Annotated in this window: 14 protein-coding genes and 2 pseudogenes; 7 read left to right on the forward strand and 9 right to left on the reverse strand. The window is 62.4% G+C overall.

From position 1 onward, the window contains the following. Positions 1 to 120: 120 nt before the first annotated feature. Positions 121 to 708, reverse strand: coding sequence for an NUDIX domain-containing protein (locus APH41_RS01855; protein WP_034125680.1), 588 nt, complete (start codon positions 706 to 708; stop codon positions 121 to 123). 165 nt (positions 709 to 873) lie between these two features. On the opposite strand from APH41_RS01855, the gene APH41_RS01860 reads away from it, so the two are divergent. After that, on the forward strand, positions 874 to 1,800 hold the full coding sequence (locus APH41_RS01860; RefSeq protein ID WP_054898677.1) for an alpha/beta hydrolase: 927 nt from the start codon (positions 874 to 876) through the stop codon (positions 1,798 to 1,800). Positions 1,801 to 1,992: 192 nt separating this feature from the next. On the opposite strand, the gene APH41_RS28975 is transcribed toward APH41_RS01860, so the two are convergent. Then, complete coding sequence (locus APH41_RS28975; RefSeq protein WP_057974864.1) at positions 1,993 to 3,153, reverse strand: alpha-hydroxy acid oxidase; 1,161 nt, start codon at positions 3,151 to 3,153, stop codon at positions 1,993 to 1,995. A gap of 24 nt (positions 3,154 to 3,177) precedes the next feature. Further along, positions 3,178 to 9,954: pseudogene (locus APH41_RS01865) on the reverse strand (amino acid adenylation domain-containing protein); the annotation flags it as partial. Between the two features lie 330 nt (positions 9,955 to 10,284). On the opposite strand from APH41_RS01865, the pseudogene APH41_RS01870 reads away from it, so the two are divergent. From APH41_RS01870 to APH41_RS01885, 4 genes and pseudogenes are all read left to right on the forward strand, one after another. Continuing rightward, positions 10,285 to 10,443: pseudogene (locus APH41_RS01870) on the forward strand (transaldolase family protein); the annotation flags it as partial. Between the two features lie 62 nt (positions 10,444 to 10,505). Continuing rightward, entirely contained in the window at positions 10,506 to 11,501 is a 996-nt protein-coding gene (locus APH41_RS01875) for a GlxA family transcriptional regulator (protein WP_034127747.1), read from the forward strand. A 111-nt stretch (positions 11,502 to 11,612) separates the two neighbouring features. Beyond that, positions 11,613 to 12,812, forward strand: a complete 1,200-nt coding sequence (locus APH41_RS01880) for an NAD(P)/FAD-dependent oxidoreductase (protein ID WP_054917140.1) — start codon at positions 11,613 to 11,615, stop codon at positions 12,810 to 12,812. 365 nt (positions 12,813 to 13,177) lie between these two features. Beyond that, positions 13,178 to 13,435 (forward strand): hypothetical protein, encoded by a 258-nt coding sequence (locus APH41_RS01885; protein ID WP_054917309.1) that lies wholly within the window; start codon positions 13,178 to 13,180, stop codon positions 13,433 to 13,435. A gap of 64 nt (positions 13,436 to 13,499) precedes the next feature. Here APH41_RS01885 and APH41_RS01890 read toward each other — a convergent pair whose 3' ends face one another. From APH41_RS01890 to APH41_RS01905, 4 genes are all read right to left on the reverse strand, one after another. Then, complete coding sequence (locus APH41_RS01890; RefSeq protein WP_054898764.1) at positions 13,500 to 14,060, reverse strand: hypothetical protein; 561 nt, start codon at positions 14,058 to 14,060, stop codon at positions 13,500 to 13,502. Positions 14,061 to 14,082: 22 nt separating this feature from the next. Next, entirely contained in the window at positions 14,083 to 15,270 is a 1,188-nt protein-coding gene (locus APH41_RS01895) for a sugar transporter (RefSeq protein ID WP_054917142.1), read from the reverse strand. 112 nt (positions 15,271 to 15,382) lie between these two features. Continuing rightward, a complete protein-coding gene (locus APH41_RS01900; protein ID WP_034127749.1) occupies positions 15,383 to 15,745 on the reverse strand; it encodes a type 1 fimbrial protein in 363 nt (120 codons plus the stop codon). An 87-nt stretch (positions 15,746 to 15,832) separates the two neighbouring features. After that, entirely contained in the window at positions 15,833 to 16,831 is a 999-nt protein-coding gene (locus APH41_RS01905) for a bile acid:sodium symporter family protein (protein WP_034127750.1), read from the reverse strand. Positions 16,832 to 16,916: 85 nt separating this feature from the next. Here APH41_RS01905 and APH41_RS01910 point away from each other — a divergent pair, with 85 nt between their 5' ends. Continuing rightward, positions 16,917 to 17,705, forward strand: a complete 789-nt coding sequence (locus APH41_RS01910; protein WP_014718855.1) for a helix-turn-helix domain-containing protein — start codon at positions 16,917 to 16,919, stop codon at positions 17,703 to 17,705. 91 nt (positions 17,706 to 17,796) lie between these two features. After that, positions 17,797 to 18,228 (forward strand): hypothetical protein, encoded by a 432-nt coding sequence (locus APH41_RS01915; protein ID WP_054917143.1) that lies wholly within the window; start codon positions 17,797 to 17,799, stop codon positions 18,226 to 18,228. 206 nt (positions 18,229 to 18,434) lie between these two features. Here the strand turns inward: APH41_RS01915 and APH41_RS01920 are convergent, their stop codons facing one another. After that, positions 18,435 to 19,679, reverse strand: a complete 1,245-nt coding sequence (locus tag APH41_RS01920) for a zinc-dependent alcohol dehydrogenase (RefSeq protein WP_054917144.1) — start codon at positions 19,677 to 19,679, stop codon at positions 18,435 to 18,437. Between the two features lie 84 nt (positions 19,680 to 19,763). Next, on the reverse strand, positions 19,764 to 20,882 hold the full coding sequence (locus tag APH41_RS01925; RefSeq protein WP_054917145.1) for a carboxylate-amine ligase: 1,119 nt from the start codon (positions 20,880 to 20,882) through the stop codon (positions 19,764 to 19,766). Between the last annotated feature and the right edge of the window lie 6 nt (positions 20,883 to 20,888).

A 20,888-nucleotide genomic window follows, 5' to 3' on the forward strand; every position in this document is an offset into this window, starting at 1 on the left:
CAAGAGCAGATCAAGAGCGGCTCGCTTCGCATCGTGGTTACAGTTGGCTGCTACAACCTCCAACGTTGTGTAGATCCCTTCCACCTCGGCCCGCGCTCATCAGAAGAGTTTCCAAGCTTCTCACCACCCCTCTTTCAACATCCGCAGCTCCAGATGCTGCAACAACATAATCGTCTTGCCATCCACAATCTCCCCGCTCTGCACCATCGCCAGTGCCTGCTCAAAGCCCAGCTCCAGTACCTCGATATCCTCGCCCTCTTCTTCCAGGCCTCCGCCCGCTCCCACTCGGTCGCCTGGCTGGTATTCACCGATAAAAAAGTGAATCCGCTCCGTCACCGATCCCGGGCTCATGAACGCCGCGTAGATTTTCTCAACATGCCCGACGCGATAGCCGGTCTCTTCCTCGGCCTCCAGGCGGATGCGTTCTTCGGCGCTGGCGTTATCGAGCAAACCGGCCGCCGCTTCAATCAGGTAGCCGGGGTAATCGTTGACGAAAGTGGGCATGCGGAACTGGCGAATCAGCAAGACTGTGCGTTGCTCACGGTTGTACAACAGGATGGTCGCACCGTTGCCCCGGTCATACACCTCGCGGGTCTGGGCTTGCCAACTGCCGTCGCGACGGCGCAGGTCGAAGCTGTATTTCTTCAGCAGGTACCAGTTGTCCGAGAGGGTTTCTTCGGCGGTGATGCGCACGGGGCTGTTGTTCATGTGTGGGCCTTTGCAGGTAGGGCAGGTTCGAGCCGTCCACCCTATCAACCCGCGCGAGGATTGTTCAATGCTGTAACACTTTCATCCGTCACGGCCGTCGCATTAATGCCTACCCGCCCAGGCCATCTGGTAAAACCCGTGCTTCATCTTTGTTCTGGAACCTTCATGTCTTCTGTTTCTATGCCCCGCCGGGGCCTGCGCTGGCTTGTCTGGCTGTGCATGGCCGTGTTGATTGTCGGCCTGCCGGTCGGCTGCGCCGTGTTGCAACACAAGGAGCGCGAACTTGTGTTTCGCATCGAGCCGGGAACCGCCGGCTGGTACACCGGCCTGCCCAAGGCGGTGCAGGAATTCGAACTCACGCCCGCCAGTTTCAAAGCAGGGCAGAACATTCATGGCTGGTGGTACCCGGCAGCCAACAAAGACGCGCCCGCCATCCTCTACCTGCACGGGGTACGCTGGAACCTCACGGGCCAATTGTTTCGCATCGAGCAACTGCATGCCCTGGGCTTTTCGGTCCTGGCCATCGACTATCGCGGCTTTGGCCAAAGCCAGGGCGACCTGCCCTCGGAAGCCACGGTGTACGAGGACGCACGCATTGCCTGGGAGCGTTTCCAGACCCTGCAACCAGACCCCGGCAAACGCCTGATCTACGGGCACTCCCTGGGTGGCGCGGTCGCCATCGACCTCGCTGCCGAGTTGGGCAAGCAGGTGCCATTGCCGGTGCGTGGGCTGGTGATCGAGTCCACGTTCACCTCCCTGGCGGATGTCGCCACGGCCGTTGCCAACACCTCATTGCCGGTACGCTGGTTGCTGTCGCAGAAGTTCGATTCCATCGACAAGATTGCCGACATCCACATGCCGCTGCTGGTGGTCCACGGCCTCGACGACCGCTACGTGCCGCCGCGCTTCAGCCAGCAGTTATTCGAAGCCGCCCAGCAACCCAAACACCTGTTGCTGGTGCCAGGTGCCAGCCATAACAACAGCATGAACCTCGCCGGACGCAGCTATGGCCAGGCGCTGGAAAACCTGATGCGCACGAAGATGCCGGCTCAGGTGGTAACACACTCCACAGGCCGCGATAACGCCTCATAAATACGCTTTTCGGCACTGGGTTAGCGCTTGGCTGTCAAGCGCAAACCCTGGCCATGTTGGCCCGAAATACAAGTTGATCAAATAATGACCTTCGCTGAAATCGCCAACGCTGCCGGGCCTTCGCAAAGTTATCCACAGAGATACCCACGGTTTTCGTGGACAACTCTTTTTATATTTTTACGTTTTTTTTGCTCAAGCCGTGCTTCCAGGAAAGGTACCGGGCAACAGGATTTCGCGATTCACTTCGCGTATATCCTTATAGCCACAGAGCGCCATCGACACATCCAGTTCGCGGGCGATGATATCGAGGGCCTTGGTCACGCCCGCCTCGCCCATAGCCCCTAGCCCATACAAGTGCGGGCGGCCAATCATGGTGCCCTTGGCGCCCAGCGCCATGGCCTTGAGCACGTCCTGGCCGGAACGAATACCGCCGTCGAGCCACACTTCAATGCGGTTGCCCACGGCCTCGACAATCGCCGGCAATTGGCTGATGCTCGACGGCGCGCCATCAAGCTGGCGGCCACCGTGGTTACTCACCACCAACGCATCGGCACCGCAATCGGCTGCCAAGCGCGCATCCTCCACATCGAGAATGCCCTTGATGATCAGCTTGCCGCCCCAGCACCGCTTGATCCACGCCACATCGTCCCAGCTCAGGCGCGGGTCAAATTGCTGGGCGGTCCACGACGACAGCGAACTCATGTCGGCCACGCCCTTCACATGCCCGACGATATTGCCAAAACCACGCCGCTGGGTACCCAGCATGCCCATCACCCAGCGCGGCTTGGTGATCATGTTGAGAATGTTCGGCAGGGTCAGCTTGGGCGGCGCGGACAAACCATTGATCAAGTCCTTGTGGCGCTGCCCCAGAATCTGCAAATCCAGGGTCAGCACCAATGCATCCACCCCGGCCGCCTTGGCGCGCTCGATCAACTGCTCGATAAAACTGCGGTCGCGCATCACATACAACTGGAACCAGAACGGCTGGCCGACATGCTCGGCGATGTCTTCCAGCGAACAGATACTCATGGTCGACAAGGTGTAGCGCAGCCCGAACGCAGCAGCGGCACGGGCAGTGAGGATTTCGCCATCGGCGTGCTGCATGCCCGCCAGGCCAGTCGGCGCCAACGCCACAGGCATGGCCATGTCCTGGCCGATCATGCTGGCGCGGATCGAACGCTCGTCGATATTGCGCGCCACCCGTTGGCGGAACTTGATACGCGCAAAATCAGTTTCGTTGGCGCGGTAGGTGCTCTCAGTCCAGGAGCCGGAATCGGCGTAGTCGTAGAACATGCGGGGGACACGTTTTTGCGCCAGCTTGCGTAAGTCTTCGATGGTTGTGATCAACGGCATCGGGTCACCTCTCCCTGAACTGAACAAAGTGTCAAAGGCCATGCGCGATTGCAGCAGGTACGGGTCGCCCTGCTCGGCGCTGATGTGGTGGTAGAGAATGCCTTCCTGTAGCGGCGCCAGCGGGTAGATATCCTGGATATTCGCTGCACCACCCGGCACGCTGGCGACAATCCTCGCGATGGCCTGCGGGGTGAGTTGCACCAGGCTCAGCATCGACGGTGTGATCTGTATGCAGCCGGTGGGGATGCCATTGGCGGGCACCACGATTTCTCTGCCGCTGCCCACGGCTGCCGCCAGCGCGGCCAGGCTTGGCTGGCTGAACAAGACGCGCACATCGGCGCTCAGGCCCACTTGGCGCATGCGTTCGATCAGGCTGACCGCCAGCAACGAATGCCCGCCCAATTCGAAGAAATGATCATGGCGCCCCACGCGTTCAAGCTTGAGCACGTCCTGCCAGATCTGCGCCAGCAGGCTTTCCACCTCGCCTTGTGGGGCGTCGTAGCCACGGCTGATCAAGGCGGCCTGGTCGGGTGCCGGCAATGCCTTGCGGTCGAGCTTGCCGTTGGCGGTAAGCGGCAACTGCGCCAGCCACACATAAGCCGAAGGCACCATGTAATCGGGCAACCGGCCTTGCACATGAGCTCGCAGGGTTGCGATATCCAACGTTGCGTCGGCGGTGTAATAGGCCACTAACCGTTTGTGGCCAGGCTCGTCTTCGCGAACCGATACCACAACGTCCCTGATCCCGGCACAGGCACACAGGCACGCTTCGATTTCACCGGGTTCGATACGAAAGCCACGAATCTTCACCTGCAGGTCATTGCGCCCCAGATACATCAAATTGCCGTCGGCTCGCCAGCAGGCCAGATCACCGCTGCGGTAGAGTTGGCCATCGCCGAATGGGTTCGGGACAAATTTTTCCGCGCTCAGCTGAGGCAGATTCAAGTAGCCTTTCGCAACGCCCGCACCGCCGATATAGAGCTCGCCGGTCACACCCACGGGCAGCGGTTGCTGGCGCGCGTCCAGTACATAGGCCTGAGCGTTGGCAATCGGTCGACCAATCGGAATAGCGCCCTCGCCAAGGGTAGTGATCTCAAACGTGGTGGAGAACGTGGTGGCTTCGGTCGGGCCATACCCATTCAGCAGATGCTGGGGTTTGCCGAGCTTGAGTACCCGGCCAATCACCTGAGGGTCAAGCACGTCGCCGCCGACGATCAGGTAGCGCAATTGGCGGAACACCGGCATCAACGCATCGGCGTACTGATGAAATAGCCCGGCGGTCATCCATAACACGTTGACCGTCTGTTTTCGCAACAGCTCGGCGAACGCGGCTTGGGATAACAACTGCACCTGCTCGACCACCACCACACAACCGCCATTGAGCAACGGTGCCCACACTTCGAGGGTGCTGGCGTCAAATGCCGGGTTAGAAGCAAAGGCCACCCGGTCGTGGGCATTGAATTCGGCAAAACCGTTGTTCAGCACCAGCCGCGAGATAGCGAGGTGGGGCACTTGCACGCCCTTGGGTGCCCCGGTGGAACCGGAGGTGTAGAGGATGTAGGCAACGCTCTGCGCGGATTGGGCCAGGTCTGGGTTAGCGGGCGACTGCGTGTCCAGATCCAACTGCGCCAGGTCGTCCAGCACATGGCGTGCGCCGCTGTCTTTGACGATGAAAGCCTGGCGTTCGACAGGCGCGTTGACGTCCAGCGGCACATACACCGCAGCGCACTTGAGGATCGCCAGTTGGCAGACCAGCAGATCCAGGCAACGCGGCAAGGCAATCGCCACGCTTTCGCCGGGCTGCACCCCCTGGCTGACCAGATGATGGGCCAAGCGGTTGGCACGGCGATTGAGGTCACGGTAGCTCAGTGACAGCTCGCCCTGCACCGCCGCCGACGCTTCAGGGCGAGCCAGCGCCTGAGCTTCAAACAGTTGCGAGACAGTAAGTTGCGAGGGGTATTGCCGGGCGGTGGCGTTGAAACCTACCAGCACTTGATGACGCTCGGAAGGCGGCAGGATCGACACCGCCTGCAGCGGCGTGGTCGGCGCATGCTGCAGCGCGCTCACCACATGGCGCAACGCGGTGAGCATGTACTCACCCACGCGTTGCACATCCAGGTGCGCGACGCCTTGCACCGTCAGCGCAAAGCCACTCCCCAGGTCATCAACGTTGAGCACCAGCGGATAGTTGCTACGTTCTTCGGAGCTGAGAATCTCGATACCGGAAGTGGCAAAGGGGTTGTCCCCCGGCGCTTCATCGGCTGCGCTGTGCCGGTAGTTGAGCAAGGTGCTGAACAGCGGCAGCGAGCCCGGCACGCCACTGCAACGCTGGGCCAGGGACAACGAGGCATGTTCGTGCCCGAGCAGTTGCGCCAGGCGCGCATGGGTGGCGCGCACGCCGGCCTGCACGCCGACGCTGCCAACGCTGACCCGCAGCGGCAAGGTATTGATAAACATCCCCAGCGCCCGGTCCGCGCCCTCGCCGCCCTGCATACGGCCCAGCAACACGGTGCCGAATACCACCTCCTGCTGGCCAGACACCTGGCCCAGCACCTGGGCCCAGGCCAGGTGTACCAGGCTCGCGGTGCTCACGCCCAGTTGCCGCGCCTGTTCGCGCAAGCCCAGGTTGAGCGCAGGCTCCAGCGGCAGGCGCGCTTCATGGATGCCGCTGCCGTCACCATTCACGTCCTGCAAGCCGAAGGCCAGGGTCGGCTCGTCGATGTCGCCCAGCATCTGGCTGAAGAAGGCTTCATGCTGGGCCTGGGTGACACCGAGGCGGGCCTGGGCCACGTAGTTGCGATACTGCACCGCGTCAGGCAGTTGTGCGCTGTGGCCATGCAGGCTGGCACTCATCTCTTTGACCAGCACGTGCAGGGCCGTGTGGTCGAGGAGGATATGGTGCAGCAGCAAAATGCCGACCAAGCCGTGGCTGTCCTGCGCATACGCCAGGCGCATCAGCGAGGCGCGTGACAGGTCCAGGCGATAGCGGCGTGGGTCGAAACGCTGTTGCAGATGCTCCAGTGCATCACTGCCCAGCGCATCCAGGCGTTCGATCACCAAGGGTGCCTGGCGTAACACCACTTGCACCGGCTCTTCCAGGCCCTCCCAGAGGATGGCGGTGCGCAGAATATCGTTGCGCTCGATCACCGTGTGCAGCGCGTTGACAAACCCGTCGACGGCGCCCTGGTCGTGAAACCGCAACTGCACCTGCAACACGTAGGGGTCGCCCTCGGTGGTCGCCAGGTGATGGTAGAGAATGCCGGCCTGCAACGGCGCCAGGCCGTAGATGTCCTGCACGTTGGCAACGCCACCGGGCACGGCCTCAAGGATATGGTCGATAGCGGCCTGATCCAGCTCGACCAGGGGCAGCATGTCCGGGGTGATGGCCTGCGTGTCTGCTTGAATAGGGTTGGCCGGCACCTGCACGGTCTGCTGGCCGCCCACCGCCGCAGCGAGCGCCGCCAAGGTCGGTTGACCGAACAGCACGCGCACATCGGCGCTGAGGTCGACCTGGCGCATGCGTTCGATCAGCTTGACCGCCAGCAGCGAATGGCCGCCGAGCTCGAAGAAATTGTCCTCACGACCGACACGGTCGACGTTGAGCAGGTCTTGCCAGAGCATGGCGAGGGTAGTTTCCACCGCCCCCTGGGGCGCCGCATACTCGCGCCGGGCCACGGCGTCGGCATCGGGTGCGGGCAAGGCCTTGCGGTCGAGTTTGCCGTTGGTGGTCAACGGCAGCGTATCCAGGCGCACGAAGGCGCTGGGCACCATGTGTTCGGCCAGGCTCAGCAGTAGATGGTCACGCAGGGCGGCCACGTTGAGTTCGCCATCGCTGATCACATAGGCCACCAGGCGTTTGTCGCCCGGCTGATCTTCACGGGCGATCACCACCGCATCGCGCACGCCGCTGGCAGTGGCCAGGTGCGCCTGGATTTCACCCAGTTCGATACGGAAACCACGGATCTTGACCTGGTCATCGTTACGCCCCAGGTACTCGACACTGCCGTCGGCCAGCAGGCGGCCGAGGTCGCCGGTCTTGTACATGCGCAAGCCGGTGGCCGGGTCGGCAAGGAAGCGTTCGGCATTCAGCGCCTGGCGGTTGAGGTAACCACGCGCCACCCCGGCACCGCCCACGTACAACTCGCCCACCACACCCAGGGGCAAGGGCTCATGGCGCTCATCCAGCACGTACAACTGCAAATCGGGAATACGCACGCCAATCGGGCTCACGCCGACCAAGTGCGCGTCGGCCGCTTCCAGCGCACGGTAGGTCACATGCACGGTGGTTTCAGTGATGCCGTACATGTTCACCAGTTGCGTACCGGCATTCACTGCCCGTGCGTACCACGGCTTGAGCATGCCCGGTTCCAGGGCTTCGCCGCCGAAAATCACTTGGCGCAAGGAATGGGACTGGGCACTGTTGCCCTGGGCCGCGATCAACTGACGGAACGCGCTCGGCGTCTGGTTGAGGATGCTCACCCGGGCGTCGCACAACAGCGCGTAGCACTCATCCGGCGAGCGGCTGACCAGTTGCGGCACGATCAGCAACTGGCCGCCGTGCATCAGCGCGCCCCAGATTTCCCACACGGAAAAGTCGAACGCGAAGGAATGGAACAGCGCCCACACATCGTGCGGGTTGAACCCGAACCAGTGGTGGGTAGCGCTGAACAGGCGTGCGACCTGGCGATGCTCGATCATCACGCCCTTGGGCTGGCCAGTGGAGCCGGAGGTGTAGATGACGTAGGCCAGGTTGGCCGGGCTCAGGTGCAACCCAGGGTTGGTGATGGGCAACGGGCCCAGGTGGTCCAGGTCGATCCGGGCCAGTGCGCCGACCTGCTGCGCCGTGTTGGCCTGCACCAGTACCGCCACCGGCTGGCTGTCGGCCAGGGTGTAGGCGATGCGTTCCTGGGGATAGGCCGGGTCGATGGGCACATAGCCCGCACCGGCCTTGAGAATGCCAAGCAGGCCGATGATCATCTGCGGGCCACGCTCCACGCAAATCGCCACGCGCGCGTCGGGGCACACGCCGTGGGCCAGGAGCGCGTGGGCGAGCTGGTTGGCGCGTTCGTTGAGTTGGCGGTAGGTCAGGGCGTGCTGCTCGAAGCGCAACGCAATGGCATCGGGCTGGGCAGCGGCATGGGTTTCGACTTGCTGGTGGATAAGTTGGGTGTCGGCGTAATGCGTGGAGCAATGATTCAAGGTGTGCAGCAAATGGTGGCGTTCAGCGTCAGGCAGGATGTTCAGGCCGCAGAGCGGCATATCCGGTCGTTGTTCAAGGGCGTCGGCCAGGCTTTGCAAGGCCGTATGCAGATAACCCGCAACCCGCTGCGCGCCAATGGACGCATCAACCATCACGGTCAGGGCGAAGTCTTCACCCAGGTCATCGACGTTCAGCGTCAGCGGGTAATTGGTGCGCTCCTCGGCGCCCAACACCTGGATGCCGTCGGCGACTGCGATCACCGCCGCCATGTCGGTGGCGGCGCTGTGACGGTAGTTGAGTATCGCGCTGAACAGCGGCGTAGGCGCAGCCACGCCGCTGCACCGTTGTGCCAGCGCCAGGGACGCATGTTCGTGATCGAGCAAGCGCGTGAGACGCTCATGGGTGATCTTGACCGCAGCGCGCACGCCCTGCTCACCCACATCCACCCGCAGTGGCAAGGTGTTTATGAACATGCCCAAGGCCCGCTCACCGCCCTCGCCTGCGCCCATGCGCCCGAGCATAACGGTGCCAAATACCACCGCCTCCCGCCCCGAAACCGCACTCAGCACTCGCGCCAAGGCCAGGTGCATCAGGCTCGCCACACTCACCCCCAGCGGGCGCGCCATGCTTCGCAGGCGGCGGCTCAGAGCGCTGTCGACGGGAATGCGCACTTCGTCGATCCCCTGGCCGCCGCCCTGCACATCTTGCAGGCCGAACGGCAGCGTCGGTTCATCGATATCCGCCAGCATGTCGCGGAAGAACGCCTCATGGGCCTGCTCGCTGACGCCATGGCGCACCTGGGCGATATAGCTGCGAAACGCTACCGGTGCAGGGGCCTGGGCTTGCTGCCCGGCCAGGTACAGCTGGATCTCATGCCGAACGCCATCCAGGGCCGTGTGGTCAAGGATGGTGTGGTGGAACAGCAACATCGCCACCACCCGCTGGTTGGCCGGGTCGTCAGCGAACACCAGGCGCAGCAGCGGCGCCTGGCCCAGGTCCATGCGATAAGCGCGGGCATCATAGCGAGCGAGCAATTGAGCGAGGCGGTCAGCACCGTCCAGAGGCACCTCTTCGCAGGCCAGCACAGCCTTGCGCCACACCACTTGCAGCGGCTCGTCCAGGCACTCCCAGGCCATGGAGGTGCGCAGGATGTCGTGACGGTCGATGACCCATTGCAACGCCTCGGCAAAGGCCTCAAGGCGTGCACGGCTGTCGAACACGAACTGCGCGTGCAGCACGTAAGGGTCACCCTTCTGCGCCGAAAGATGGTGATAAAGCATGCCTTCCTGCAGCGGCGCCAGGGGGTAGATATCCTGCACATTCGCCGCACCGCCTGGGACCGCCGCGACGATGCGGTCGATGGCCGGCTGGTCGAGGTTGACCAGGGCCAGCATGTCCGGTGTGATGCGGTAGGCCGGGCTCAACCAGTCACCGCCATGTTCGGCGACCAACTGCAACAGCTGGGGTTTGTGCGCGATCAATTGATCCCAGAGCGCGTCGTCCAACGCTTCGTCATCGCCCAGGACGATCAGGTCGCCCTCTTCGGTCTGCAGACGGATCGCGTGGGTGGAGATCGCTGCCAGTAAGTCGCTGAACTGCATGGGTAACCTGCCTGATAATTCACGGTTGACGAGAATGTCCGTATTCAGTTTTGCCGCTTGGATCGGCAGTGCCGGGCGCCCAGGAAAAAAATAGCGGGCGCAGCCGAGGGCCTGGAGTGGCTTCCGGCAGGCTTGGAAAATTAAGGTATCTGTGGGCTGGGGGGTGACATGGGAAGCGGGGACAAGTGCCCGGCTGAAGGGTTCCACCGGACTCTGGCGGTTACCCCTCTCTGTGGATGCCAAGGCGGCCCGGAGCTGACAGCCTCAGGGTAAACAAGGTGCGCGGGACATGGTAAAACAGCGCCGTGCCCTTTTCCGGAGAACGCGGCGATGACGTCCAAACTTGAACAACTCAAGCCATTCACCACCGTGGTCTGCGACACCGGCAATCTGGAAGCCATCAGCCGCCTGCGGCCCGTGGGCGCCACCACCAACCCGTCGCTGCTGCTCAAGGCCTGCGCCATCCCGGAATACGTCGAGCGATTGCGTGCCGAAGGGATCCGGCCGTTTGCGCGGGATCAGGAAAAACTGGAAAAGCTGCTGGCCAGCGCATGACTGCACTCTCTGCTTTGGCCCAACCCCGCACGTTGGTGTTCCTGACCTACCCGCACATGGGCTTGCTCGACCTGACTGGCGCCCAGACGGTGTTCTGGGCCGCGACCAAGGCCATGGCCGAGCGCGGTTTGCAAGGTTATGTGTTGCACAACGCCAGCCTGGCGGGCGGGCTGATGCCGACCGCCGAGGGCTTGAGCGTCGACACCGTCGCCTTGGCACAGTTTGACCCCGCTGCCATCGACACCCTGGTGGTACCCGGCGCGCCGGCCATTGAGCAAGCCATGCTGGAAAATACCGCGCTGGTGGACTGGTTGCGCAACGCCTCCGGCCAGGCGCGACGGACCGCCTCGGTGTGCAGCGGCACGTTTTTGCTGGCGCTGGCGGGCTTGCTGGAGGGGCGCCGCGCGGCAACGCATTGGGCCATGTGCGAGCTGCTCAAGCAACGTTTCCCGAGCATCGAGGTGGACGTGGACGCGATCTTCGTGCAGCAAGGCCAGGTGTGGACCTCGGCGGGCGTCAGCGCCGGGATCGACCTGGCGCTCGCGCTGGTGGAGGCTGACTGCGGGCGCGAAGTGGCGCTGCAAGTGGCACGCGAATTGGTGGTGTTCCTCAAGCGCCCCGGTGGCCAGGCGCAGTTCAGCCAGGTGCTGCAAGCGCAAACCGCCGACAGCGCCAGCTTTGATGCGCTGCATGCGTGGATCAGCGACAACCTGCGCGACAGCGACCTCAGCGTCGAGCGCCTGGCCGCGCAGAGCCATATGAGCCCACGCAACTTTGCCCGGGTCTATAAGCAAAAAACCGGTCGCACCCCGGCCAAGGCCATCGAACTGTTTCGCATGGAAGCGGCGCGCCGCATGCTCGAAGACTCCCAGCGCAGCATCGACCAGATCGCCGGGCTTTGCGGGTTTGGCGATGAGGAACGCATGCGCTGCACCTTCCACCGCCACCTGGCCATCTCACCGCGCGACTACCGCGAGCGCTTTTCCCGCTAGGCCGGCAGAGGTGGCAGTCATCCAGGGTTATATGTCCTTTCGGACAGGCCCTGCTGCTTTTACAGTGATCCGGCAATGCCTTGCGGCTTATCTGGTCTCTGGAGCAACCCCATGAAACAACACATTCTGATCATTGGCGCCGGGTTCGGTGGCGTGTGGAGCGCCTTGAGCGCGGCTCGGCTACTGGATAAACACGACCGCAACGATGTGCGCATCAGCCTGCTCGCCCCCCAAGCGGAGCTGCGTATCCGCCCGCGGTTCTACGAGCCCGATGTACATACCATGCTGGCCCCGCTTGATGCGCTGTTCGACGCTGTGGCCGTGACCTTTGTGCAAGGCGCCGCCGACAGCATCGACGCCACTAATAAGCAAGTGACCTACCGCAACGCGGCCGGCATCCCGGCCACCCTCGCCTACGATCGCCTGGTAGTGGCCGCCGGCAGCCGCTTGAACCGCCCCGGCATGGACGGCATCGAGCATGTGTTCGATGTGGATCAGATCGAAGACGCCGCGCACCTTGAAGCCCATATCAACGCCCTGAAAAACCTGCCCGACAGCCCGGCCCGCAATACCGTGGTGGTGGCCGGCGGCGGCTTCACCGGTATCGAGACCGCCACCGAAATGCCGGCGCGCCTGCGTGCGGCACTGGGTGAGACGGCCAACATCCGTGTGATCGTGGTCGACCGCGGGCCGCAGATTGCCGCGTCGATGGGCGATGGCATACGCCCATCGATCATCGAAGCCAGCCAGGCACTGGGGCTTGAATGGGTACTGAACACCTCGGTCGCCTCGGTGGATGCCGGTGGCGTGACCCTGGCAGATGGGCAGCGGATTGAATCGAGCACCGTGATCTGGACCATCGGCTTTCGCGCCAACCCGCTGACCGAACAGATTGAGGGCACCCGCGATCCCCAGGGCCGCCTGCACGTGGACGCCCACCTCAAGGTCAAGGGCCAGGCTGCCATCTTCGCCGCTGGCGACGTGGCCTACGCCCCCACAGACGCGCTGGGTAACTTCGCTGCCATGTCCTGCCAGCACGCCATCGCGCTGGGCCGCTACGCCGGCAACAACGTCGCCGCCGATCTGATCGGCGTGGCCCCCATGGCCTACAGCCAACCCAAATACGTGACCTGCCTCGACCTCGGCGCCTGGGGCGCGGTGTACACCGAAGGCTGGGACCGTCAGCTCAAGCTGGTGGGCCAGGAAGCCAAGGAACTCAAACAGCAGATCAATAGCGTGTGGATCTACCCACCGGCAGCGGATAGAAAGGTGGCGTTGGCGGCGGCGGATCCGTTGATCCCGGTGGCGTAGAACTTCGCGTTGCTCACTACAATGACAGGATGTGAACGATCCATTTTTTTGATGTCATCCACTTCCCGGTTGCGATGGAGCATCGCGCAGGCTACTCTTTCAACTCGCAGCAAGTGCTGCGATTGGACTTGGCGGTCCGACCAGATATAGGCGCAACGGCGCCCCCAACACGATTGCAGGCGCTTTTTTTGCGCCCGTGATTTCGTGCAATGGCGGGTTGCGCAGGGACTTCTTCGGAAGTGCCGGGTCCTATATCCCCGGTCCGCCAACCTTGCGTAATCCGCCACCCTAATTCTGCTTGGCGGCAGAAGGTGACGGCTCACTTAGATATAGGAGCAAGAACCATGACCTCATCTGATCGGTATATGCCCATAACGGGCCCCGATTGCACCATACCTACACTGCTAATCGATACTCAGGCGCCGCTTGATGCTTTGCATGACGCAGCAGTTTTTCGTATTCGGGCAGTCACTCAAGTTCTGGAAAACCTGGCACTTCGCGATGAAATCAGCAGCGATACCGTGGTGCTGCAGGACTTCGCGTCGCTGTTGAGTATTCCATTGCGGGACGGCTGCGATTTACTGGATGTGATCGGGCGTAGGCTAAGGGCAAGGATGTCGTAACCGAAAACAGGCGACCTTACGGTCGCCCTCTATAAACTCAGCAAATCAGCAAAGCCGCATTTATTCAGCGTACCTTGTGATAGTTGGCCAAAGCATTCATATATGCTGCTTTAACGGTCAGGCCTACAGTATCCAATACCTTCGCGTTAAGGGCAGCAAGCTTGTCACCTATCAAGCTTTGCCCCGCCTGCTTCAACTTGAGCCGGGAATGCCCGGCATATTTCGTGCCGGCGATATCCACCGTCAGGCTAACCTCACAGGCGTAATAGTCAGGAGAGTTCCAAGTCTTGACGAAGACTCTGTCGATCTCGACGCTGGTTTTGAGTGTCGAAGAGGGAGAAACGCCCACCGCACGCTTGGTGAAGTCGGTCCAGTCGTCAACAGGAACGTTGGCGAACCCCTCGTAAAGGCCGACATTGTAATTAGCAGCATGCCAAACAAGCTTGCTCGACTCCTTGCAGCGCGTACACTTTTCAGCGCCAGTCACTTGCACGATGTCGGCCTGTACAACACTACTTTTGATTGCCGCCAACTCGGCCTCCGTCGAGTACGCCGCGAAGTGCAACTGGTTGGTAACGCAACCACTGAGCCCTAACAGAACACATGCAACGATCAAGTACTTCATCAATCACCAATCCCTGTGAAATTCATTTATTAAGCGGCACACCCTGCCCAAACCGCCGAATCGCCAGGCAATACCCCACCAACGCCAGCCCCGCCAACAAACCGCCCGCCGCGCCGATCCAGGCGAAGCCGAAGTGGCTGCCCACCCAACTGCCCATCAACGCGCCGCCGCCGATGCCAATGTTGTAGATCCCGGAAAACATCGCCATGGCCACATCCGTGGCATCCGGTGCCAGCACCAGCACCTTGGACTGCATGGCCAGGCCAAACCCCATGATCGCCATGCCCCAGAAAATGCTCAGCCCCACCAGGTAAGACTCGGCGCCGCTCAACGGCAGCATCAGCGCCAGGCACGCGGCGAGGATAGACACTGCGCCGATCACGAACAGGTGGGGGTTGAAGCGATGCACCAGGCTGAACAACAACGAGCCGATGATGCCAGCACCACCGAACACCAGCAGGATCAGGGTCACGGCACTGCCGCCCAGGCCGGCGACGCCTTCGACGAAGGGTTCGATGTAGCTGTAGGCGGTGAATTGCGCAGTGACAGTCATTGCGGTCAGCACATAGAGCGCCACCAGCGCTGGGCGCTTGAACAGCAACGGCAGGCTGCGCAGGGAGCCGGAGTTCTGGCTGGGCAGCAGCGGCAAGGTGCGCGCCAGCCAGAACACAAGGGCGGCGGCGAAGGCGGCGATCACCAGAAAGGTGGTACGCCAGCCCATGGCCTCGCCCAACAGACGGCCCAACGGAATGCCCAGTACCATCGCCAGGGACGTGCCGGTGGCCAGCAAACCAAGGGCCTGCACCTGCTTGCCCTCTGGCGCCAGGCGTACAGCCAGCGAAGCCGTGATCGACCAGAACAACGCATGGGCCAGGGCAATGCCGACCCGACTGACCATCAGCAAGCCGAAGCTGGTGGCCACGCTGGAGAGAATATGGCTGGCGATAAACAGACCGAACAGCACAATCAACAATTTTCGCCGTTCGACGTTGCGGGTCAGCAGCATCACCGGCAGCGAGGTCAGCGACACAATCCACGCGTAGATGGTGAGCATCAGGCCGACGCTGGCCACGGGCATGTCAAAGCTGGCACCAATGGCGCTGAGCAGCCCGACGGGGACGAATTCGGTGGTATTGAACACAAACGCGGCCAGCGCGAGGGCGATGACCGGTTGCCAATTGGCTTGGGGGGTTGCGGCTGAAAGGCTCATTGACGGGCGCGGTACTCTGACAGTGATCAAGCGGCCACCCAGGACAAGCGCCGCCGCCGAGCATTCTATAGGTTTCTCGCACCGCTGTTGCTGCGGATCGTCGCCCCAGGGTTTATGGCGAGGTCATGGTAATCACGTAATTGCCCGACTGAATCAGCTTGCCAGCGCGGTCTACCAGCACGTACCGCTGATCGTAATAGCGCCCCTCGCCGGTGTCCGCTACCAGCCGCACATGGGGTGCGTCGACGCTGACCACCGGCGCGACACTGCGCACCTCGATTCGGCTGCCACGACTGGATTGGGCGCAACCGCGCAGTTCCATTACCGAGCCGCTGCGCGCATTTGTCGCACACCCTGACTCGACAATCGCGCCGCTGAACCTGATGGTGCCCTGCCCCACGGTCTGGGCGGCGCCGCAGGTACTTGCCCACAGGCCCAGGAGGCCAGTCATTACCGCAACACGACGAACGTTCATGCCGACACTCCTTCTTGGGTTAGTTAAGAAGTAAGTCGTCGGCACGCCGGTTAACTTGAGCTTATTTACCCGCGAATGAGAGGTGCATCACGGATCTACCTGCCCCATCAATTCAGGAATGCTCTCCGGCCGCTGGGCATAGCGTTGGGCCAACGCCGCGCAGACCATCAACTGGATCTGGTGAAACAGCATCAACGGCAAAATCAACACCCCCATGCTCGCCCCGGCAAACAGCACCTGCGCCATCGGCACGCCGGTCGCCAGGCTTTTCTTCGAGCCGCAGAACAGGATGGTGATGCGGTCTTCCTGGTTAAAACCAAACGCCTTGCCCAGCAGCGTCGACGCCACCAACACCAGGGCCAGCAACACGCAGCAGGCCACCACCAACCCGCCCAATTCCCACAGCGGGATCTGGTGCCAGATGCCCTCATTGACCGCCTCGCTGAAGGCGCCGTAGACCACCAACAGAATCGAGCCCTGATCGACGAATTTCAGCCAGGCTTTGTTACGCCCGACCCAGCCCCCAATCCAGCGGCTGGCGACTTGCCCGGCAATGAACGGCAGCAACAACTGCACGCTGATTTTGACAATCGCATCGACTGTGGAGCCGCCATCCCCATGCACGTTGAGCAGCAGCGCTACCAGCAGCGGCGTCAGGAAGATGCCGAACAGGCTGGACGCCGCCGCGCTGCAGATGGCCGCCGGGATATTGCCGCGGGCCAGGGAGGTAAAGGCAATCGCCGATTGCACAGTGGCCGGCAAGGCGCAGAGGTAGAGCATGCCCATGTACAGCTCGTTGCCGATCAACGGCGACAGCACTGGCTTGAGCGCCAGGCCCAGCAACGGAAACAGTACGAAGGTCAGGCTGAACACCAGCAAATGCAAACGCCAGTGGCCGGCACCGGCGACGATGGCCTTGCGCGACAGCTTGGCGCCGTGGAGGAAAAACAGCAGCGCGATGGCCAGGTTGGTGACCCAGCCGAACGCCACGGCGGTCTGGCCGCTGGCGGGCAGCAGTGAGGCGAGGATCACGGTGGCGATCAGGGTGAGGGTGAAGTTGTCGGGGAGAAACCGGGGCCGGGTCATAAGCAATTCTTCCAGGGGTTGCCAAGAGCGTCGCGACGACTCTAACGTAACCACCTGTTACCGACTAACGCCAATGAGCCAGTAAATGCCGCCTAAAGGACATGAAAAAGCCGTGCGCCGCAGTGTACCTGGGCTTTCCAGCCTGCCGAGGCCGGTGTACGGGCGTACTGAATCCTTGCCCAACCGGGCGCTGACACGACGCCACAGCCACCCGTGGGTGCAGTTGTCCTACGCGATTTCCGGGGTGCTGGAGATCCAGACCAGCGTCGGTCGTTTCGTCGCGCCACCGCAGCGCGCCGTATGGATTCCGGCAGGCATGCCCCATCGTGTGTTCAGTTCGCCCCATACGGAAATGCGCAGCTTGTACCTCGATTGCAGCGTCACCGCCTGGGCCGCCGAGCGTTGCCAGGTGCTGGAGGTGAGCAGTTTGTTACGCGAGCTGATCCGCAACTTCAGCCAATTGCCGGTGGAATATACCGAGGACGGGCCGGACGGGCGCCTGGCTCAGGTACTGCTCGATCAGCTCGCCGCCGCGCCCCAGGTGGATTTGATGTTGCCGCTGCCTCACGACCCACGGCTGCGGCAGATCTACCGCAGCCTCAACCTGCATCCCGAGCAGCAGACGACGTTGGGCGAGTGGAGCCGAAAGCTGGAGGTTAGTGAAAAGACCCTCAGTCGGGTGTTCCTGAGTGACACCGGGCTGACATTCCGCGCGTGGCGCCAGCGCCTGCGCCTGTTGAGCGCCCTGCCCGCCCTGGAACAAGGCGAGCGGGTGACGGATGTGGCACTGGGGTGTGGCTATGAATCGACCTCAGCCTTTATCAATGCATTTCGTCAGCAGTTCGATTCCACCCCCGGTGAGTTCTTCCGCTGACCCTCCCACGACGCAAATAATCCCCAAACCCACGCTCGGCTGGTATTGTGCCGCGCTTTGAAACACAGCAACCGACTGCGAGGAATGGACGTTGAACACTGACGAAAAAATGACCGGGGACCTGTTCGAGGTTGATAAGCGCCTGTCACTCAAGCCCGTGGTGGACTTCAACGCCTACCTGCGCAGCGCCTTCGGCGACGGCCCTTGCACCTGCGTGCGCTGCACGGCCAACGGCGGCGATGAAAGCGGCTATGAGTTCCAACACACCTTCACCTTCGACGCCAAGCCCCTGCACCGTCGCTTCGCTTCGACGGCGGGCAGTGATGTATTGATGGCGTTGAAGAAGGCATGGTTGTCGTACACCAAGGCCGAGCTGCCGCTCAGTGGTACGTTGGCGCTGGATACGGTCAAGGAGTTTGTCGAGCCACAGTGGCACAAACGCCTGGCGCCGCTGTTTGTCGCCAGCGGGTTGGTCAAAGATGTCGAAGGTGAATTGCGCATCCAGCCGCAAGCCGCAGCCTGACACCGGTTAATGTGGGAAACACCACTGTCGAAGCAAAGAAGAACCAGCTCCCACATTGGTCATGCATCGCCCACAAAATCAGCGTCCGGCACAGATCCCCTGTGGGAGCGGGCTTGCCCGCGAAGGCGGCGTGTCAGTCACTGAATATTCAACTGAACCACCGCTATAGCAGGCAAACCAGCTCCCACATTTTTCCGGTTATTGGCCTAGAACCCGGGAACGCTTTGTACGCGCAACTCAGGGGTCAGTTCGTCCAGCGGCTCGGTCAGCGGCCGGTCGCTCCCACCCGGCAGCAGGATCACCTTGCGGCATTCCTCCTCGGCTTTATCAAACAGCTCATACCCCCGCGCCGCCTGCTCCAGGGGCAGCCTGTGAGTGATGATCGCCTCCGGATGCAGATGCCCCAGCTCGATGTGCTCCAACAACTCCGGTAAGAACCGCTGCACATGGGTCTGGCCCATCTTGAAGGTCAGGCCCTTGTCGAAAGCATCGCCAAACATGAAGCCATGGATAAACCCGGCATACACCCCGGCGACGCTGACCACACCACCGCGACGTACGGCGGCGATGCACTGGCGCAGCGCCTTGCCGCTGCTGCCCTCGATCTTGAGCGCGGTGAGCAGGGTTTCCGTGGTGCTGCCCTTGGCCTCGAAACCCACCGCGTCCACCACACCATCGACGCCGCGCATACCGGCGGTCTGGCGGATGATGGTGTCCGCCGGGTCTTCGTCTTCTTCGAAGTTGATCGGGATCACGCCGTAGGTTTTCTGCGCGTAGGCCAAACGATACGGATGGTCGTCGACCATGAAGATCTGCTCGGCACCCAGCATCTGCGCGCATGCCGCACTGAGCAGGCCCACGGGCCCGGCACCATAGATGGCCACGCTGGAGCCTTTGCCGATGCCAGCGTTGGTCACTGCCTGCCAAGCGGTGGGCAGGATATCGGAGAGGAACAGCACCTTCTCATCCGCCAGGGTGCCGGGCACCTTGAACGGCCCGGTATTGGCCTTGGGCACCCGCACCCACTCCGCCTGACCGCCGGGAATACCGCCATACAGGCGGCTGTAGCCAAACAGCGCGGCACCCGGTGGGATGGATTTTTTATTCAGGATCGCGCCGCGCCCATCGTTGGTGGTTTCGCAGGCGGCGAATTGCTGGAGCTGGCAGAAAAAGCAATCGCCACAGGCAATCACGAACGGAATCACCACACGGTCGCCGCGTTGCACGGCGGTGACGGCCGGGCCGGTTTCTTCGACGATGCCCATGAACTCATGGCCGAAGATATCGCCGTGCTCCACGGTCGGGATCTTGCCCCGGTACAGGTGCAGGTCCGAGCCACAGATCGCGGTGGCGGTGACCCGCAGAATGATGTCGTCGGGTTGTTCAATGATCGGATCGGGCACGGTATCCACCTGCACCTTGTGTGCGCCCTGGTAAGTCATCGCTCGCATGCTCTGCGCTCCTGCCGTTGAGGGGTTACTGATTAAGGGCGGAGCAAGACCATCAGTGTTCCATCAACCTCGATCAAGACCCGATCAATGGTCGCCGCGAGTCTGGGCCAACAGCAGGTCGACTACCTGGCGCAAGCTGGCAAGCGCATCGGCGCCGCTCGCCTGGGCCTGGGCCTGCAGGCGCAACTGCTCGGCCGCGCTGTTGCCGCGTCGCAGCAGCGCCTGCAGGGTATCGAACAGCAGCGGCTCGCCCATGGCCTCTGCGGTGGCGGCAAAGGTCTGCCGGGCGCACTGCAGCCATTGCTCAGCGCTGCCCAGGGTGCCTGCGTCGTCCAACGCGAAGGTGCCGGCGGCACCATAACGCTTGGCCTGCCAGCGATTTTCCTTGAGCAGCCAGCGCGCCTCGGCACTGAACCTGGCGCCAGGGCGCTGCATCGCGCAGGCATGGGCGATCATTACCCGAAACAGCGTGGCGAGGGCCAAGGCATCCGCCAACCGTGGGCAGGCGTCGGTCATGCGCAGTTCCAGGGTGGGATAGCGTGCCGCTGGGCGGATTCCCCACCAGCCATTGCCATCGGCCTTGATCGCGCCGATGCGCTGTAACATGGCCAGGTAGCGCTGGTACTCGGCCCAATCGCTGAAGTGTTCCGGCACGCCCATGCGGGGCCACTCGTCGCACGCGGCCTGGCGGTAGCTCATGAAGCCGCTGGGCGCGCCGTCCCAGAAGGGGGACGAGCAACTGAGCAGCAGCAACAACGGCAACCACGGCGACACCTGGTTCATCACCGCGATACGGTCCAGCGTTTGCGGCACCTGCACATGCACATGCAGCCCGCACAACACACTGCGCCGCGCTACATATTGAATATCGTCGAACAGGTGCCGGAAATGCGCCTGATCGGTTGGCCGCTGCTCACGCCAATCGGCCAGGGGGTGGCTGCCGGCGCACACCACACCGAGGCCGAACTCAGCCAGGGATTGCGCCAGGTTGCCGCGCACTGCCCGGAAGTAGTCCGCCGCTTCGGCGCTGGAGGTGAACACCGGAGAGGCCGCCTCGATCTGGCCCTGGAACATCTCAAACGAGAAGCCCGCGCCAATCGCTTCGCGACAGGCCGCCAGCACTGCCGCCGAGGGCTCGCCGACCATCTGGCGGCTGTGCAGGTCGGTGATGAAGTATTCCTCTTCAATGCCAAAGGTGAGCATCGGGTA

This window comes from Pseudomonas sp. NBRC 111138 (assembly GCF_001320835.1).
Lineage (GTDB): Bacteria > Pseudomonadota > Gammaproteobacteria > Pseudomonadales > Pseudomonadaceae > Aquipseudomonas > Aquipseudomonas paracarnis.

Excerpts from the sequence above, each read along its gene's own strand:
- APH41_RS01855 (WP_034125680.1), bottom strand. The coding sequence starts at position 708 with ATGAACAACAGCCCCGTGCGCATCACCGCCGAAGAAACCCTCTCGGAC.
- APH41_RS01860 (WP_054898677.1), top strand. The coding sequence starts at position 874 with ATGTCTTCTGTTTCTATGCCCCGCCGGGGCCTGCGCTGGCTTGTCTGG.
- APH41_RS28975 (WP_057974864.1), bottom strand. The coding sequence starts at position 3,153 with ATGCCGTTGATCACAACCATCGAAGACTTACGCAAGCTGGCGCAAAAA.
- APH41_RS01875 (WP_034127747.1), top strand. The coding sequence starts at position 10,506 with ATGACTGCACTCTCTGCTTTGGCCCAACCCCGCACGTTGGTGTTCCTG.
- APH41_RS01880 (WP_054917140.1), top strand. The coding sequence starts at position 11,613 with ATGAAACAACACATTCTGATCATTGGCGCCGGGTTCGGTGGCGTGTGG.
- APH41_RS01885 (WP_054917309.1), top strand. The coding sequence starts at position 13,178 with ATGCCCATAACGGGCCCCGATTGCACCATACCTACACTGCTAATCGAT.
- APH41_RS01890 (WP_054898764.1), bottom strand. The coding sequence starts at position 14,060 with ATGAAGTACTTGATCGTTGCATGTGTTCTGTTAGGGCTCAGTGGTTGC.
- APH41_RS01895 (WP_054917142.1), bottom strand. The coding sequence starts at position 15,270 with ATGAGCCTTTCAGCCGCAACCCCCCAAGCCAATTGGCAACCGGTCATC.
- APH41_RS01900 (WP_034127749.1), bottom strand. The coding sequence starts at position 15,745 with ATGAACGTTCGTCGTGTTGCGGTAATGACTGGCCTCCTGGGCCTGTGG.
- APH41_RS01905 (WP_034127750.1), bottom strand. The coding sequence starts at position 16,831 with ATGACCCGGCCCCGGTTTCTCCCCGACAACTTCACCCTCACCCTGATC.
- APH41_RS01910 (WP_014718855.1), top strand. The coding sequence starts at position 16,917 with ATGCCGCCTAAAGGACATGAAAAAGCCGTGCGCCGCAGTGTACCTGGG.
- APH41_RS01920 (WP_054917144.1), bottom strand. The coding sequence starts at position 19,679 with ATGCGAGCGATGACTTACCAGGGCGCACACAAGGTGCAGGTGGATACC.
- APH41_RS01925 (WP_054917145.1), bottom strand. The coding sequence starts at position 20,882 with ATGCTCACCTTTGGCATTGAAGAGGAATACTTCATCACCGACCTGCAC.